The 14,790-nt window shown below is 70.8% G+C and carries 15 protein-coding genes and 1 pseudogene; 14 read left to right on the top strand and 2 right to left on the bottom strand.

All coding sequences use genetic code 11. From position 1 onward, the window contains the following. Positions 1-37: 37 nt before the first annotated feature. Complete coding sequence (locus tag OG905_RS34930) at positions 38-712, top strand: DUF305 domain-containing protein (protein WP_328680678.1); 675 nt, start codon at positions 38-40, stop codon at positions 710-712. A gap of 25 nt (positions 713-737) precedes the next feature. Here OG905_RS34930 and OG905_RS34925 read toward each other — a convergent pair whose 3' ends face one another. After that, positions 738-1,265 carry a DUF6214 family protein gene (locus tag OG905_RS34925; RefSeq protein WP_443044105.1) on the bottom strand — a complete coding sequence of 176 codons (528 nt, stop codon included), beginning with the start codon at positions 1,263-1,265 and terminating at the stop codon, positions 738-740. A gap of 193 nt (positions 1,266-1,458) precedes the next feature. Between OG905_RS34925 and OG905_RS34920 the strand changes: the two genes are divergently transcribed. Then, on the top strand, positions 1,459-2,817 hold the full coding sequence (locus tag OG905_RS34920) for an FAD-dependent oxidoreductase (RefSeq protein ID WP_328680676.1): 1,359 nt from the start codon (positions 1,459-1,461) through the stop codon (positions 2,815-2,817). A 32-nt stretch (positions 2,818-2,849) separates the two neighbouring features. On the opposite strand, the pseudogene OG905_RS34915 reads toward OG905_RS34920, so the two are convergent. Continuing rightward, positions 2,850-2,984: pseudogene (locus tag OG905_RS34915) on the bottom strand (transcriptional regulator); the annotation flags it as partial. A 101-nt stretch (positions 2,985-3,085) separates the two neighbouring features. On the opposite strand from OG905_RS34915, the gene OG905_RS34910 reads away from it, so the two are divergent. The 12 genes from OG905_RS34910 (at position 3,086) to OG905_RS34855 (ending at position 14,759) form a co-directional block, all read left to right on the top strand. Next, positions 3,086-3,577 (top strand): Lrp/AsnC family transcriptional regulator, encoded by a 492-nt coding sequence (locus OG905_RS34910; protein WP_328680674.1) that lies wholly within the window; start codon positions 3,086-3,088, stop codon positions 3,575-3,577. 128 nt (positions 3,578-3,705) lie between these two features. Beyond that, a complete protein-coding gene (ddaH, locus tag OG905_RS34905; protein WP_328680672.1) occupies positions 3,706-4,518 on the top strand; it encodes a dimethylargininase in 813 nt (270 codons plus the stop codon). Positions 4,519-4,661: 143 nt separating this feature from the next. Further along, complete coding sequence (locus OG905_RS34900; protein WP_328680670.1) at positions 4,662-5,081, top strand: DUF6153 family protein; 420 nt, start codon at positions 4,662-4,664, stop codon at positions 5,079-5,081. 121 nt (positions 5,082-5,202) lie between these two features. Continuing rightward, complete coding sequence (locus OG905_RS34895) at positions 5,203-6,297, top strand: PLP-dependent cysteine synthase family protein (RefSeq protein ID WP_328680668.1); 1,095 nt, start codon at positions 5,203-5,205, stop codon at positions 6,295-6,297. After that, positions 6,294-7,598, top strand: a complete 1,305-nt coding sequence (locus tag OG905_RS34890) for an MDR family MFS transporter (RefSeq protein WP_328680666.1) — start codon at positions 6,294-6,296, stop codon at positions 7,596-7,598. Before OG905_RS34895 ends, OG905_RS34890 begins: the two co-directional genes overlap by 4 nt. 26 nt (positions 7,599-7,624) lie before the next feature. Then, positions 7,625-8,503, top strand: a complete 879-nt coding sequence (locus OG905_RS34885; RefSeq protein WP_328680665.1) for an SDR family NAD(P)-dependent oxidoreductase — start codon at positions 7,625-7,627, stop codon at positions 8,501-8,503. Between the two features lie 210 nt (positions 8,504-8,713). Next, on the top strand, positions 8,714-9,799 hold the full coding sequence (locus OG905_RS34880) for a WD40/YVTN/BNR-like repeat-containing protein (RefSeq protein WP_328680663.1): 1,086 nt from the start codon (positions 8,714-8,716) through the stop codon (positions 9,797-9,799). Positions 9,800-10,143: 344 nt separating this feature from the next. Then, a complete protein-coding gene (locus tag OG905_RS34875) occupies positions 10,144-10,755 on the top strand; it encodes a recombinase family protein (protein ID WP_328680661.1) in 612 nt (203 codons plus the stop codon). Beyond that, positions 10,737-12,089, top strand: a complete 1,353-nt coding sequence (locus OG905_RS34870) for a transposase (RefSeq protein ID WP_328680658.1) — start codon at positions 10,737-10,739, stop codon at positions 12,087-12,089. The genes OG905_RS34875 and OG905_RS34870 overlap by 19 nt, the downstream gene beginning before the upstream one ends. Next, a complete protein-coding gene (locus OG905_RS34865; protein ID WP_328680656.1) occupies positions 12,071-12,748 on the top strand; it encodes a uracil-DNA glycosylase in 678 nt (225 codons plus the stop codon). The genes OG905_RS34870 and OG905_RS34865 overlap by 19 nt, the downstream gene beginning before the upstream one ends. Next, positions 12,745-13,746, top strand: coding sequence for an N-acetylglucosamine kinase (locus OG905_RS34860; RefSeq protein ID WP_328680655.1), 1,002 nt, complete (start codon positions 12,745-12,747; stop codon positions 13,744-13,746). Before OG905_RS34865 ends, OG905_RS34860 begins: the two co-directional genes overlap by 4 nt. A gap of 95 nt (positions 13,747-13,841) precedes the next feature. Further along, the gene (locus OG905_RS34855) at positions 13,842-14,759 is read left to right on the top strand and encodes a sirohydrochlorin chelatase (RefSeq protein ID WP_328680652.1); all 918 of its coding nucleotides are present in this window, start codon (positions 13,842-13,844) and stop codon (positions 14,757-14,759) included. Positions 14,760-14,790 lie beyond the last annotated feature (31 nt).

Genomic DNA, 14,790 nt, shown 5'->3' with positions numbered 1-14,790 from the left:
CGGTCCCCGAATACCCCAAGTGCCACAGGAGGTCACCGTGTTGAACCGTCACAGGACCGCGCGTGTCCGCAGGCCGGTCGTCGCTGCCGCGGTCGCTGCCGCCGTACTCGCCCTGGGCGCCTGCGAGTCGGACTCCGACGCTCCGGCCAAGGCCAAGGGGGATGCCGGACCGTCAGTGGTGGCGCCGGGCAAGCCGGGCGAACCGGCCAGGACACTCTCCGCCGACGAGGCCGCGAAGGCCGCCCCCGACGACTCCCCCAACTCGGCGGACTTCTCCTACGCGCAGATGATGATCACGCACCACGGCCAGGCACTGCAGATGACCGCCCTGGCACCGGAGCGGGCGGGATCCACGCAGGTCAAGCGGCTGGCGGAGCGCATAGCGGCCGCGCAGAAGCCGGAGATGGGCGCGATGGCGGGCTGGCTGAAAACCAACGGAGGGGACAAGGGCAAGGGGGGATCGGGCGGCCACGACCACGCTCACGCGGCGATGCCGGGGATGGCCACCGCCACCCAACTCGCCCAGCTGCGCGCCGCGAAGGGCACCGCCTTCGACCAACTCTTCCTGAAACTGATGATCACTCACCACCAAGGCGCGCTCACCATGGCCACCGAGGTCCTCTCGGACGGCAACAACGTCCTGATCGAGGAGATGGCCAACGATGTGATCGCCCAGCAGACCAGCGAGATCAACCGGATGCGCTCGATGTGACGGACAGTTGCGAGGGGCCCGGGGCTCACGGGGTCCGGCGGCGGTTGTGGCGGGGCGCGAGATAGCCCTCGTCCCGGGCGCCCGCGATGAGCCGGAGCGATTTGCGGCGACTGCGCCCGGTCACAGCCATCACAGCGAGCACGGGGTCGCGCCCCTCCAGCTGCGCGGCCCGGTAGGCGTCGGCCGCGAGCCGCCGGCCGGCGCTGCCACGCACCACGACGGGCCGGGGCCGCCGACGGCGGGCTGCGGAGCCGCGCGAGGGTGCCGCCTCGACCGGCGGTTCGGGCTGCCGCTCGGTGACCCCACAGGCGTCTTCGAGGGGCTCCTCGATCCGGTCGGCGAGCACCGCAAGGCTCTCCAGGGGCAGCGGCGGATCGGCCCGCAGGTCCTCGATGGCGATCCGCCCGTCGTCGACGACGGCGAGTACATCGATGCGGGCGCCGTCGGCGAAGGCCAGCCGGACGTTGAACCAGGGCGGCCGGATCTCGTGACCCCCGGGCTCCGAGGTGACCCTCCCGGCGCCTTGCAGCTCCCAGGCGGGCGGGTATGGCAGCACCCCAATCGGGTCATACTGATCATTACTGGTAAGAAACGTAGTTTCTTGCACAATTAACACGTAACCAGCCAAATGGTCAGCTTTCCCCGCGGCACGCACGCCGCACCGCACCAAGGCACCCCGTCAGCTCATCTCCCCAGCCCCGCACCCCGGTGCGATGCTGGAGTCCCCTGCGGGAAGGAGCGCAGCTGTGCTTCGCGTCGCCGTTGTCGGATCGGGACCCAGCGGGGTCTACGCCGCGCAGGATCTCGTCCAGCAGAGCCGGGTGCCCGATGTGCGGGTCCACGTGCTCGACCGGCTCCCCTGCCCCTACGGACTCGTGCGCTACGGGGTCGCGCCCGACCACGAGAAGATCAAGTCGCTGCAGAACAATCTCCGCACCGTGCTGGAGGACGACCGGATCGACTTCATCGGCAATGTGGAGGTCGGGGCGCACGGGCTCGGGCCGGAGCAGCTCCTGGAGCTCTATCACGCGGTCGTGTACTGCGTAGGGGCCGCCAAGGACCGCAGGCTCGGCATTCCCGGCGAGGATCTGCCGGGCAGTCACTCGGCCACCGACTTCGTGTCCTGGTACAGCGCGCACCCCGACGCGGCGGGCAACGGCTTTGCGCTCGCGGCCCGTTCGGCCGTCGTGATCGGCGTCGGGAACGTGGCCGTCGACGTGGCCCGCATCCTGGCGCGGGGCGCGGACGAGCTGCGCCCCACCGACGTTCCGCAGGCGGCGCTCGGAGCGCTCGCGCTCAGCCAGGTGCGCGAGGTGCACATGGTGGGCAGGCGCGGACCCTCGCAGGCGAAGTTCACCACCAAGGAGCTGCGGGAACTGGGCACGCTGCCCTCGGCGGACGTGCTGGTCGAGCCCGATGACCTGGCCCTGGATCCGGCGTACGAGGACGCCTCGGCCGCGGCCGCGCTGCCCGCGGTCAACCGGCGCAACCTCGATGTCGTACGCGGCTGGGCCGCGCAGCCTTCCCAGGGCCGGGAGCGGCGCATCCATCTGCGGTTCTTCCTGCGCCCGGTGGCGCTGCTGGAGCGGATGGGGCGGGTCGGCGGCGTACGGTTCGAGCGCACCGTTCCGGACGGCGAGGGGGGCGTGCGGGGCACCGGGGCGTACGAGGAGATCGAGGCGCACCTGGTGCTGCGGGCGGTCGGCTACCGCGGTGTGCCGCTGCCCGGGCTGCCCTTCGACGAGCGCCACGGCACGGTGCCGCATGCCGCCGGCCGGGTGCTCCGGGACGGGGTTGCTTCGCCCGGCGAGTACGTGGCGGGCTGGATCAAGCGGGGGCCCACCGGGGTGATCGGCACGAACAGGCCGTGCGCCAAGGAGACCGTGAACTCACTGCTCGACGACGCGGCGGCGCTGGCACTGCGCCCGGTCGCGGCGGATCCGCTCGCCGTGCTGCGGGAGTCCGGGCACCGTCCCGTCCAGTGGCCGGGCTGGCTGGCGATCGAGGTGGCCGAGGCGGCGCTGGGGCGGACGCTGGGGCGGCGGTCCGTCAAGATCCCTGACTGGTCGGGGCTGTTGACGGCGGCGGACGTGCGGGGCGGGTGACGCCGACGGGGGCGGCCTTCGGCCGCATGCCCTCACACGCCGGACGGGCTGGAGAGGCGTTTCGCCTGACCCTCCGCCGCCACGAGCACGCTGTCCAGCAGCCCGGGGAACAGTGCGTCCAGGTCCTCGCGCCGCAGCCCGTTCATCTTGGCCGTGCCCTGGTAGGTCGCCGTAATACCGTTGATCTCGCACAGACCGAAGGCAGTGCCCCGCGGGCGCCACGCAGCGCCGGGTGACAGGATCACCGCGGACCGAAAGGAGCTGCCTCATGTCCCGGCGCGGAGCTGAGCTCGACGAACTCGACCGTAAGATCATCGCGGCGCTGATGGCCGATGCGCGCGCGAGTCTGCGGGAGATCGGTGTGTCCATCGGCCTCTCGGCGCCCGCCGTGAAACGCCGGGTCGACCGGCTGCGGGAGCAAGAGGTGATCGCCGGTTTCACCACCGTGGTGAAACCCTCGGCGCTGGGCTGGCACACCGAGGCGTACGTGGAGGTGTTCTGCGACGACGCCGCTCCGCCGCGAAGGCTGGCGGAGGTGGTCCGCAATCACCCCGAGATCCAGTCGGCCGTGACGGTGACGGGCCGGGCGGATGCGATCCTGCACATCAGGGCGCTGGATGTGGCGCACTTCGAGGACGTCCTGGAACGCATCCGGTCGGAGTCCTTCGTGAAGGCCACCAACAGCTTCATCGTGCTCACCCACCTGCTGCCGAGCAGCCCCGAGGCCGGATCCGGACGCATCTCGCCGGAGATGACGTAACAAGTAGTCGCTCCGGGCCCCGGAAACGCAACATAGTTGCGAGTGCACGCAACTCATTCGTCTTGTTGCTGTGCGTCACCTCTCTCTAGCGTGGTGAGCATCCCCCGTCCGAGGAAAGGAAGCCGAGGATGCCGCCCACCCGAACTGCGAAGCAGCGCCGGTACCTTGTCTGCCCTCCGGAGCACTTCGACGTCCGGTACGCCATCAACCCCTGGATGACTTCACTGGAGCCGGTCGACGTCCCGCTGGCCCATAAGCAGTGGGACGCGCTCGTATCCCTGTATCGCGAGCTGGGGCATACCGTCGAGACGGTGGAGCCGGTCGCGGATCTTCCCGACATGGTGTTCGCGGCCAATTCGGCGCTCGTTCTGGACGGCCGGGCATTCGGCGCGCAATTCCACGCACCGCAGCGGCAGCCGGAGGCCGGCCACTACCGGACCTGGTTCGAAGACGCGGGTTTCGAGACGCTCGTTCCGTCCCACACGTGCGAAGGGGAAGGTGACTTCACCCCGGTCGGCGGGTTCATTCTCGCGGGTACGGGCTTTCGCACCCTCCCCGCGGCTCACCACGAGGCGCAGGAATTCTTCGGCACGCCGACCGTGAGCCTGCATCTGGTGGATCCGCATTTCTACCATCTGGACACGGCGTTGTTCGCGCTCGACGACAGCAACATCGCCTACTATCCGGGCGCTTTCTCGAACGGCAGCCAGCAGGTCCTCAGGAAGCTCTTCCCCGACGCCGTCATATCCACCCGAGAGGACGCGCTGGCGTTCGGGCTCAACTCCATATCGGACGGCCGCCATGTGGTGATGGCGCAGGACGCGACGGGCCTCATGGAGAGCGTCGCGGCGCACGGTTACGAGCCCATTCCCGTGGATCTCTCGGAGTTCCGCAAGGCGGGCGGCGGGGCGAAGTGCTGCACCCAGGAGCTCCGCGGGTAGCGGTCAGCTCCCCTTCGAGGCGGGTCCAGGCATCACGCCACGGGGCAGCGCGTCCGGCACCTCGCCGGAACGCTCTGCCCCTCGCCCGTTCGGTGGCCGCGCATGTGCGTAGCCGACCGGCCACAAGCGGTTAGCATCGCGTCGTGATCACGGCCCGGTCGCCCTTCGGCGTACGACGCAGCCGCCCCCTGGCGCGCACGTCGCGCCTGTGGTGGCTCGGCCTGCTCCTGTTCGGCGTCCTCTACTCCCATGGCATCGGCGTGGAAGGCGGCTCCGGGCACATCTCTCCCGAGACCTTGACCGCATCGGTCACCAGTGCGCAGCAGCACAGCAGCGACCCGGCGTCCGGCCATCACGACGGCGAGGAATCGCCACATCCCGAGGGGGACTGCCTCTCCGGTCAGCCCCAGGACGGCCCCTTCCTCGCAGCGCCCTGTTCACCGGCACTCGACTCGCCCACGGCCTCCGGCGCACAGCCCGCCGCGGCCGCCCGCAGCAACGACGGCAGGCGGGATGGTCACGCCCCGCCGGATCCCGCTCGGCCGGCGATTCTCAGGATCTAGGAGTAGGCGACCCCCGCACGGTCGTCGGCACCGCAACTCCCACGCTCCTCATACGCGCACGGGATTCATGACGGCCTGCACCCATCTCGCCACCCCTGTTCGCTGCGATGAGAGCGGAACCATGCAGTCTCTGATCACCACCGATGTCACTCCCGCCACTGCCACCCTCTCGGGCCTGGTGGGCAATACCCCCGTCCTGCGGGTCGCCGAGCCGCTCGTCCCGGACGGCCGCGGCTTCTGGGCCAAGCTGGAAGGCTTCAACCCCGGCGGCCTCAAGGACCGTCCCGGCCTGCACATGGTCGAACGCGCCAGGGCCCGCGGCGATCTCCCGCCGGGCGCCCGCATCATCGAGTCCACCAGCGGCACCCTCGGCCTCGGACTCGCCCTCGCCGGAATGGTCCACGGACACCCCGTCACTCTGGTCACCGACCCCGGGCTCGAAGCGCCCACGACCCGGCTGCTCACCGCCTACGGCGCCCGGGTCGAGATCGTCACCGAGCCGCACCCGCGCGGCGGCTGGCAGCAGGCCCGCCGCGACCGCGTGGCCGAACTCCTCGGCAGGCACGCTCACTCCTGGTGCCCCGATCAGTACGGCAACCCGGACAACACCGCCGCGTACACCCCGCTCGCACTCGAACTCGCCGCCCAGCTCGGCCATATCGACGCCCTGGTGTGCAGCGTGGGCACCGGCGGCCACTCGGCGGGCGTCTCCCGTGTGCTGCTCCAGCTCTACCCCGGGCTGCGGGTCATCGGCGTCGACACCGTCGGCTCGACGATCTTCGGCCAGCCCGCGCGTCCGCGCCTGATGCGCGGTCTCGGCTCCAGCATCCATCCGCGCAATGTCGCGTACGAGAACTTCCATGAGGTGCACTGGGTCGCCCCCGCAGAAGCGGTGTGGACCTGTCGGCGGCTCGCCTCATCGCACTACGCCACCGGCGGCTGGAGCGTGGGCGCGGTGGCCCTCGTGGCCGGGTGGCTGGCCGGGTCGCTGCCCGGCGACGCCCGCATCGCGGCCGTCTTCCCTGACGGCCCGCAGCGCTATCTCTCGACGGTGTACGACGACGGCTACTGCGCGGCTCACGGTCTGCTCGGCGTCCCTCCCGCCGCGGAACCGGACGAGATCGCGCACCCCGGCGACAAGGAGGTCAGCCGCTGGACACGGTGCCGCGAGGTCGTAGACCCGCTCGCCGCGGCGGGCAGGGACGGTGTCCGGTGAAGGGAACGCTGCGGCAGCTCGGGACGTTCGAGCGGAGCGTGCGGCTGCTGATGGTGAATCAGTTCACCATCAATCTCGGCTTCTACATGCTCATGCCGTATCTCGCGGCGCATCTGTCCGGAACGCTCGGCCTCGCCGGATGGACCGTCGGACTCGTCCTGGGCGTACGGAACTTCACCCAGCAGGGCATGTTCCTGGTGGGCGGGACGCTCGCCGACCGGATCGGCTACAAGCCGCTGATCGTCGCAGGGTGTCTGCTGCGCACCGTGGGCTTCGCGACGCTCGGACTGGTGGACTCGACTCCCGCGCTGCTGGCCGCTTCCGCGGCCACCGGACTTGCCGGCGCGCTGTTCAATCCGGCGGTCAGGGCATACGTGGCGAGGGACGCGGGCGAGCGGCGAATCGAGGCCTTCGCCCTCTTCAACGTCTTCTACCAGGCCGGGATTCTGCTCGGGCCGCTGGTCGGCCTGGCCCTGACGGCCGTGGGCTTCCGCACCACCTGCCTGGTGGCCGCGGCCGTCTTCGGCCTGCTCGCCGTCGTACAGATCCGGGCCCTGCCCCCGCGCCGGGCCGCCGACGGGGACAGGGCCCCGACCGATCGCGACGGGGTGCCGGCGCAGTGGCGGCAGGTCGTCTCCAACCGGCCGTTCCTGCTCTTCTCCGCGGCCATGACCGGCTCGTACGTCCTGTCCTTCCAGGTCTTTCTGGCGCTGCCGCTTCAGGTCCGCCTGGCCGGCGGCGACGGGCCGGCCGGCGCGGCGGCCACGGCGCTGCTGTTCGCGGCGTCAGGTCTGAGCACCATCCTGTTCCAGACCCGGGTCACCGCGTGGTGCGCGGCGAGGATGGCTCCCGGACGGGCGCTCACCTGGGGGCTCGTCACGATGGGCGCCGCGTTCGTGCCACTGCTCGCCGCCGCGTCGCTGTCCGTGCCGCAGGGCGGAGCCGGTGGGTGGCTGTCGGCCTGCGTGCCGCCGGTGCTCTCGGCGCTGCTGCTGGCATTCGGCACGATGATCACGTACCCCTTCGAGATGGACACCATCGTCCGGCTGTCGGGAGACCGCCGTGTCGCCACCCACTACGGGCTCTACAACACGGTGTGCGGCATCGGCATCACCCTCGGGAATCTGCTCACCGGCGCCTCGCTGGATGCCTCGCGGGCGGCCGGTGTCCCGGCGCTGCCATGGCTCGCGCTTCTCACCCTCGGGCTCGGCTGCGCCGCCGCGCTGCGCGGGCTGAACCGCTCCGGCAGGCTCACCCGCGCGGCACCGATGAGTTCCGGACCCAGGGAACGTCTCCACTGAGGACGTCCGTACCAAGGAGGTACATCGTGTTGCTCGAGAACAGGAACGCCGTCGTCTACGGAGGGGGCGGCGCGATCGGCGGGGCGGTCGCCCGCGCCTTCGCGCGCGAGGGAGCCCGGGTCCATCTCGCCGGGCGTACCCGCAAGGGCCTGGAGGAGGTGGCCGAGTCCATCCGCTCCGCCGGCGGCCGGGCCGACACGGATCAGGTCGACGCCCTCGACGAGGCGGCGGTGGACCGGTTCACGGACGCGGTGGTCGAGCGGGCCGGGAGCCTCGACGTCTCCTTCAGCCTCACGTCATTCGGGGAGGTACAGGGAATCGCGCTCACCGAGATCTCCCTGGCGGACTTCGAGCGTCCTGTGCACAACGCCGTACGCGCGATGTTCCTGACCGCACGGTCCGCGGCTCGGCACATGATGCGGCAGAAGTCCGGCGTGATCCTTGCCTTCGGCGGCTACGGCGACCCGCCCCGCGCGCACAAGATGGGCGGGTTCCAGGTGGCGTTCGGAGCCATGGAGTCGCTTCGCCGGAATCTCGCCGTCGAACTGGGGCCGCACGGCATCCGCGTCCTCACGCTCCAGACGGGCGGCGTGCCCGAGACGATCCCCGAGGGCTTGGACTACCGCGATGCCATCACCGATGAGATCGCCGGGCAGACGATGCTGGGGCGGGCGGCCTCGCTGGAGGACGTGGGCAATGCGGCGGTCTTCGCCGCCTCGGACATGGCCCGCTCGATGACCGCTGCGGCTCTCAACATCACCGGCGGCTCGGTCGTCGACTGGGTCCTGTCCGGTCGATCAGGCCGGATCAGTGAGCGGGGTCTGGCGCGGTGCATCGCAGGCCGGAGCATGGGGGTCCCCCCGCCGAAGGCAGGGGGAGAGCCCACGCGGAGCGTAGGCGACTGACGACAACGCAGCGAGGTGCCGTGCCAGGGCACGCGAGCCCGGCAAGATCGGCCGGACAGGACCTAGGAGGATCCGCCGGACACCCCCTAGCCTCACTCACCCCTTCCCCACCGGCCTGACCTGCACGAAGCCCCGTCCACGAGCCACTGTCGGTGGGCAGGTGCAGACTGGCCCGTATCCGCGACAGAGTCGTCCTGGAGGCAGTAGGCCATGACTGATGTACTTCTGACCGTAGGCACCCGAAAAGGGCTCTTCATCGGCCGCAGGCGCGGCGGCACATGGGAGTTCGACGGCCCGCACTTCAACGCTCAGGCCGTGTACTCGATCGGGATCGACACACGCCGTTCCGTGCCCCGGCTGCTGGTCGGGGGTGACAGCGCGCACTGGGGCCCCTCGGTGTTCCACTCCGACGACCTCGGCGCGACATGGATCGAGCCACCGAAACCGGCCGTGAAATTCCCCAAGGACACGGGAGCCTCGCTGGAGCGGGTCTGGCAACTGCATCCGGCCGGTCCTGCCGCACCGGATGTGGTGTACGCGGGGACGGAGCCCGCCGCGCTGTTCCGCTCGGACGACGGCGGCGAGACCTTCGAGCTCGTACGGCCGCTGTGGGAGCACCCGACCCGCTCCAAGTGGGTGCCGGGCGGCGGCGGTGAGGCGGTGCACACGGTGGTGACCGATCGCAGGGATCCGGAGTCGGTGACGGTCGCCGTGTCGACGGCCGGCGTGTTCCGCTCCAAGGACGGGGGCGCGAGCTGGGCGCCGTCCAATCAGGGGGTGTCGGCGGTCTTTCTGCCCGACCCCGACCCGGAGTTCGGCCAGTGCGTCCACAAGATCGCGCAGGACGCGGGCGATCTGGACCGGCTGTATCTGCAGAACCACTGGGGCGTGTACCGAAGCGACGACGGGGGCGCCAAGTGGACCGACATCGGTGAGGGCCTGCCGTCCGACTTCGGATTCGCGGTGGCCGCCCATCCGCACCGCCCCGGCACGGCCTATGTCTTCCCGATCACGGCCGACGCGGACCGCGTGCCCGCCGGGCGCCGCTGTCGCGTCTACCGTACGAGCGACGCGGGCAGCAGCTGGGAGGCGCTGTCGGCCGGGCTGCCGGAGGGCGACCATTTCGGCACCGTGCTGCGGGACGCCCTGCGCACGGACGACGCGGATCCGGCAGGGGTGTACTTCGGCAATCGCAACGGCGAGGTGTACGCCAGCGCGGACGACGGTGACAGTTGGCAGCTGCTCGCCTCCCATCTGCCGGATGTGCTCTGTGTACGGGCGGTGGCCATGGCGTGAGACGGGCATCGCCGCACCAGTAGAGTGACGCCCCATGCGAGCGGGCACCGCAAGGTGTCATCCGTTTCCAAAGACGTCTGGCCGCCTGACCAGCGCGAATATCCATGCTGACCCCGGCCTTCCGCCAGCCACATGAGGCATGGGACTTCTTCCGGGGTCCCGCCAAGCGCGACAGCGAGCCCATGGGTCAACACCGAACACGACGGGACGCCTACAGCCGTCTGCTGAAGATCCTGTTCCCGCCCCGAACTGACAGACCTGCGGCCTAGGATGCCCGGACACAGGTGATCCCGGCAGTGCAGCAACACCGCCGGGATCTGTTTGTCAGTCGCGAGGGGACCGACATGACCAAGACTCTCACGCTCAAGGCGGTCGACTATCTCAGGGTGTCGACCGAGGAGCAGGCCAAAGGCTACGGCGTACAGGCGGCAGCCAAGAAGACCACCAGGCACATCAGCAAGAAGGGTTGGGAACACGTCGACACCTTCGCCGACGAAGGGCTGAGCGGTTCGCTTGAGGCCCACGAGCGCCCCGACCTCAAGCGACTCATGCAGCAGGCTCGGCAGAACCTCCGCCCGTTCGACATGGTGGTGGTCTCTGAAGGCCGCGCCATCGGCCGCACTGGCCGCGCCTTCTGGCGCTGGGTGTGGGAGCTGGAAGAGTTGGGGGTGTACGTCGCCGTCGTCAAGGGCGACTACGACAACTCCACTCAAGAGGGCCGCAAAAAGATGCGCAAGGATGCGGACTACGCCGAAGAAGAGCGCGAGATCATCCGCGAGCGCACGCAGAGCGGCAGCAGGAGAAGGCGGAGGAGGGCGGCCACTTCGGCGGCAACCCGCCCTACGGCTGGCGCATCGAGGACAAGGGCAAGCTCAAGCTCAGCCGCCTCGTCATCGACGAGCACGCTGCCCCAGTCCTGCGCCGGGCGTGGAGCCTCATGGTCACCGAGGGCATGAACATGCGTGAGGCCGCCATGACGCTGGTTGCCGAAGGCCACACCGCGCCCCGCGGCGGACGCTGGTCCGCCAACAGCCTCCGCAAGATCCTCAGGAGCCCACCCCTGCAAGGGGGGGTTCGGGTGTACCGCAGCCCCAAGAGTTCCACCGGGAAGCGCGGCACCAAGTTGGACACCGACGGTCGTCCCGTTTACGGCGAGACCGTAACCGTCGAACTGGACCGCATCTTCAGCGAGGAGGAGGTGATCAAGCTCAACGCCGCGATGAAGCGCACTGCGCGCAAGCCCTTCAGGAAGGGCGGGGCCTCCCACCCTCTGAGCAAGCGCCTCTTCGGCGCCTGCGGCAAGCACTACACGGGCGTCAACCGCACCGACCGGTACGGCCGCGCCTACCGCTGCTCCGGCAAGGTCGAGTCATACGCAGGACAGCCGCGATGCGGCTGCTCACAGGTCGACGCCGAGGCCTTGGAGGCCCGCGTGTGGGGCGAAGTCTGCACCCTGCTGGAAGATCCGGAGCGCCTGGCGGCCATGGCCGGAGACTGGGCCGAGATGGCCCAGCGCAGCGGCGTGAACCACGAGGACCGCGTCACTGAGCTGGAGGGGCAGATCGCGGAGCAAGACAGTGCAATCACTGCGGCCGTCGTCATGGCCGCCAAGGAGCCGGACGCAGCCGCCGCCTTCATGGCGGCCGTCAGCCAGCTGAAGGAGGAGCGAGCCCGCCTGGGCGCCCTCCTGGAGGAGGCGCAGGCGTGGCGCACCGAGTCCCAGGCCGCCGGCCAGAGGGCCCGCGACCTTCAGGCCCTGGCCCAGTTGGCCCGAGAACGGCTGCACGACATGCAGCCCGGCGATCAGGCCGAGGTCTTGGCCCTGCTCGATGTTCGGGTCACCATCCTGGGCGAGGTCCCGACGCGAGTAAGAGAGGACGACCGGGTGAGCGGCTGGTTCCGCTCGCGCGGCAGGACTGTCCCCGACCTGACGGACAAGGCGTGGGCTTTGGTTGAGCCGATCCTGGTCGCACCGCGGCCCGGGCGGCCGACGCTGGCGCCCCGCCAGGCGCTGGACGCCATGCTGCACAAGGCCCGCACCGGCTGCACCTGGCGGGATCTGCCAGAGGCGTACGGGCCGTTCGGCACGGTCGCCAGCGCCTTCAACCGCTGGCACCACTCGGGCCTGTGGGAGCAGGCCATGGATCTGCTGGCAGACGTGCCCAGCAGGCCCCTGCCGGGGAGCATCGCACTCCCGCCCCTTCAGGTAGAGGGGCGTCTCGACCCGCGACTGCTCATTGACACACAAGCGACACCTGGAGACAACCGCTCGTGGCAGCACGACCGTTGAAAGAAATCGTCGAACCGGGCTGGGCCGACGCCCTCGCGCCGGTGGCCGAACGCATCGCCGCGATGGGCGACTTCCTGCGCGCGGAGATCGCCGCGGGACGCACCTATCTGCCGGCCGGACCGAATGTGCTGCGGGCATTTCAGCAGCCCTTCGAGGACGTGCGTGTCCTGATCGTCGGTCAGGATCCGTATCCGACGCCCGGTCATGCCGTGGGGCTGAGCTTCTCGGTGGCGCCCGAGGTGCGGCCGGTGCCCGGCAGCCTGGACAACATCTACCGGGAGATGCACGCGGACCTGGGGCACCCCCGGCCGGCCAACGGCGACCTCACGCCCTGGACCCGGCAGGGTGTGCTGCTGCTCAACAGAGCGCTCACCACCGCGCCGCGCAAGCCCGCCGCCCACCGCGGCAAGGGCTGGGAAGAGGTGACCGAGCAGGCCATCCGGGCGCTTGCCGCGCGCGGCAAGCCGCTGGTGTCCGTGCTGTGGGGACGTGATGCCCGCAATCTGCGTCCGCTGCTCGGCGATCTCCCGGCGATCGAGTCCTCGCACCCCTCCCCCATGTCCGCCGACCGCGGCTTCTTCGGCTCCCGCCCCTTCAGCCGCACCAATGAACTCCTCGAACGCCAGGGGGCGCAACCGGTCGACTGGCAGCTTCCGTGACCGTTCGCCGCGGCGACTGGGTGCTCGGGGTGGACTCAGGCGGCTCCGGGCTGCGCGCGGCGCTTGCCGACGCGGCCGATCCGGGACGTCCGGAGACCGCCGAGTCCCGCGAACCTGTGCGTACGGGCAGCGGCGGGATCGACGCGCAGCATCTGCTGGATCTGCTGCTGCCGATGGCTCGTGCGCTGCTGGAGCGGACCGGTGGTGGCTCCCTGTCGGCCGTCGCGATCGGCGCCGCCGGGATGGCGACGCTCGGCGGCGCCCTGCGTGCCGAACTCCCCGCCGCACTGGACCGGTCGCTGGGCGTACGGCGTCTGGCGCTCGCCGCCGACGCGGTCACCGCGTACGCGGGGGCACTCGGCCAGCAACCGGGAGCCGTGGTCGCCGCGGGCACCGGCATGATCGCGATGGGCACGGATCTTGAGGCGTGGCACCGGGCGGACGGCTGGGGCCATCTGCTGGGCGACTGCGGGGGCGGGGCCTGGATCGGCCGGGCCGGTCTGGAGGCAGCGCTGCGCGCCCACGACGGGCGGCGTGGCGGTTCGTCCGCGCTGCTGACCAGGATGGAGTCGGTTCTCGGTCCGGCGCAGGAGCTGCCGGGACTGCTGTATCCGCGCTCCGACCGGCCCGCGGTGCTCGCCTCCTTTGCGCCGGAGGTCGCCGGGTGCGCCGCGGCCGGTGACGAGGTGTCGGCGGGGATCCTCGCGGCGGCCGCCCGGCATATCGCGGAGGCGGCCGCGGCCGTGTGCCCGCCCGCATTGGAGAATCCGGAAGGATCCCAAGTCGCCCTCACCGGCGGGTTGCTGAAGCTGGGCGAGCCGCTCCTGACGCCGCTGAGGGCAGAACTGGCCGGTCAACTACCGCATGCGCGGCTCGTGTCCGCGGCCGGTGATCCGCTCTCCGGCGCGGTGCTCCTGGCGGCCGCGCTCGCCACCGATTCGCTGCTGCTGCCACGCCATCCGACACTGTTGCACGCACCGACAGAGCCGCACACGTGAGGCGTACTGCATTCATCGGATAAATGCGGACAGATAACGCTTGACTGCCCCCTCCCCGAACAGAGGAGCACACAAAACCAGTAGCATGCGGCGCCATGAGCTCCCCCACTGGGCCGGCATCCGGCCTGCCTGTACGAATGCCGCGACCCCGCCAGTCCGGGCGGCACCGCCGCCCGGAACCCGTGGCGGCTCCCGAGGGTGCGCCCGCGCTGGTTCTCGCCGTGCCCGGCGCTCCCGCGCACGCCACGCGCAGCCTGGCCGAAGAGGTCATAAGCATTGCCCGTTCCGAGCTGCCGGGCCTCGATGTCGCCATCGGCTACCTGGACGGCGACGACGCCGAGTACCCCACGCTCGAGACCGTCCTCGCGCAGAACGCCGCCCGGCGCACCGAGCGGTACGAGATCGCGAGGGCCGCGGGCCGTGAAGTGGCCGCGCCCGAAGGGCCCGCCGCCGTGGTGGTGCCGCTCCTCGCCGGTCCCGACAACGCCCTGATGCGCCGGATCCGCCAGGCCGTCATGGACAGCCGTTCCGCCGCCGAGCTGACCGATGTCCTCGGCCCGCACCCGCTGCTCGCCGAGGCTCTGCACGTCCGGCTCTCGGAGGCCGGACTGGCGCGCGCCGACCGCGCCCGGCTGTTCACCGTGGCCACCGCCGCCGACGGCATCATCCTGGCCACGGTCGGCGGCGAGGAGGCCGTCCAGGCCGCCGGGATCACCGGCATGCTGCTGGCCGCGCGCCTCGCGGTGCCGGTGATGGCGGCCGCGCTCGACCACGAGGGAGCGGTCGGCGCGATCGCCGAGCAGCTGCGGGGCTCCGGCTCCGTGCAGCTCGCACTTGCCCCGTATCTCGTCGGTCCCGAGCTGTCCGAGGGGCTGCTCGACGCCGCCGCGAAGGAGGCCGGCTGTGCCGCCGCCGAGGCGCTCGGCGCCTACCCGGCGATCGGCAAGCTGGTCCTGTCGCAGTACACGACCGCGCTGGGCATCGCCCCGCCTCAGGGCTCGCCCTCGCTCTGACCGCCCGGCGGTCTGCCGTACGTACGCCGAA

The sequence above is a fragment of the Streptomyces sp. NBC_00322 genome, assembly GCF_036147535.1.
Taxonomy (GTDB): Bacteria; Actinomycetota; Actinomycetes; order Streptomycetales; family Streptomycetaceae; genus Streptomyces.
Note: the sequence above shows the minus strand (reverse complement) of the source record. Positions and strands in the feature narration are given on the sequence as shown.

Bases quoted from the DNA above. Each gene is read 5' to 3' on its own strand.
- OG905_RS34910 (WP_328680674.1), top strand. From the start codon at position 3,086: ATGTCCCGGCGCGGAGCTGAGCTCGACGAACTCGACCGTAAGATCATC.
- ddaH (WP_328680672.1), top strand. From the start codon at position 3,706: ATGCCGCCCACCCGAACTGCGAAGCAGCGCCGGTACCTTGTCTGCCCT.
- OG905_RS34895 (WP_328680668.1), top strand. From the start codon at position 5,203: ATGCAGTCTCTGATCACCACCGATGTCACTCCCGCCACTGCCACCCTC.
- OG905_RS34880 (WP_328680663.1), top strand. From the start codon at position 8,714: ATGACTGATGTACTTCTGACCGTAGGCACCCGAAAAGGGCTCTTCATC.
- OG905_RS34875 (WP_328680661.1), top strand. From the start codon at position 10,144: ATGACCAAGACTCTCACGCTCAAGGCGGTCGACTATCTCAGGGTGTCG.
- OG905_RS34870 (WP_328680658.1), top strand. From the start codon at position 10,737: ATGGTCACCGAGGGCATGAACATGCGTGAGGCCGCCATGACGCTGGTT.
- OG905_RS34855 (WP_328680652.1), top strand. From the start codon at position 13,842: ATGAGCTCCCCCACTGGGCCGGCATCCGGCCTGCCTGTACGAATGCCG.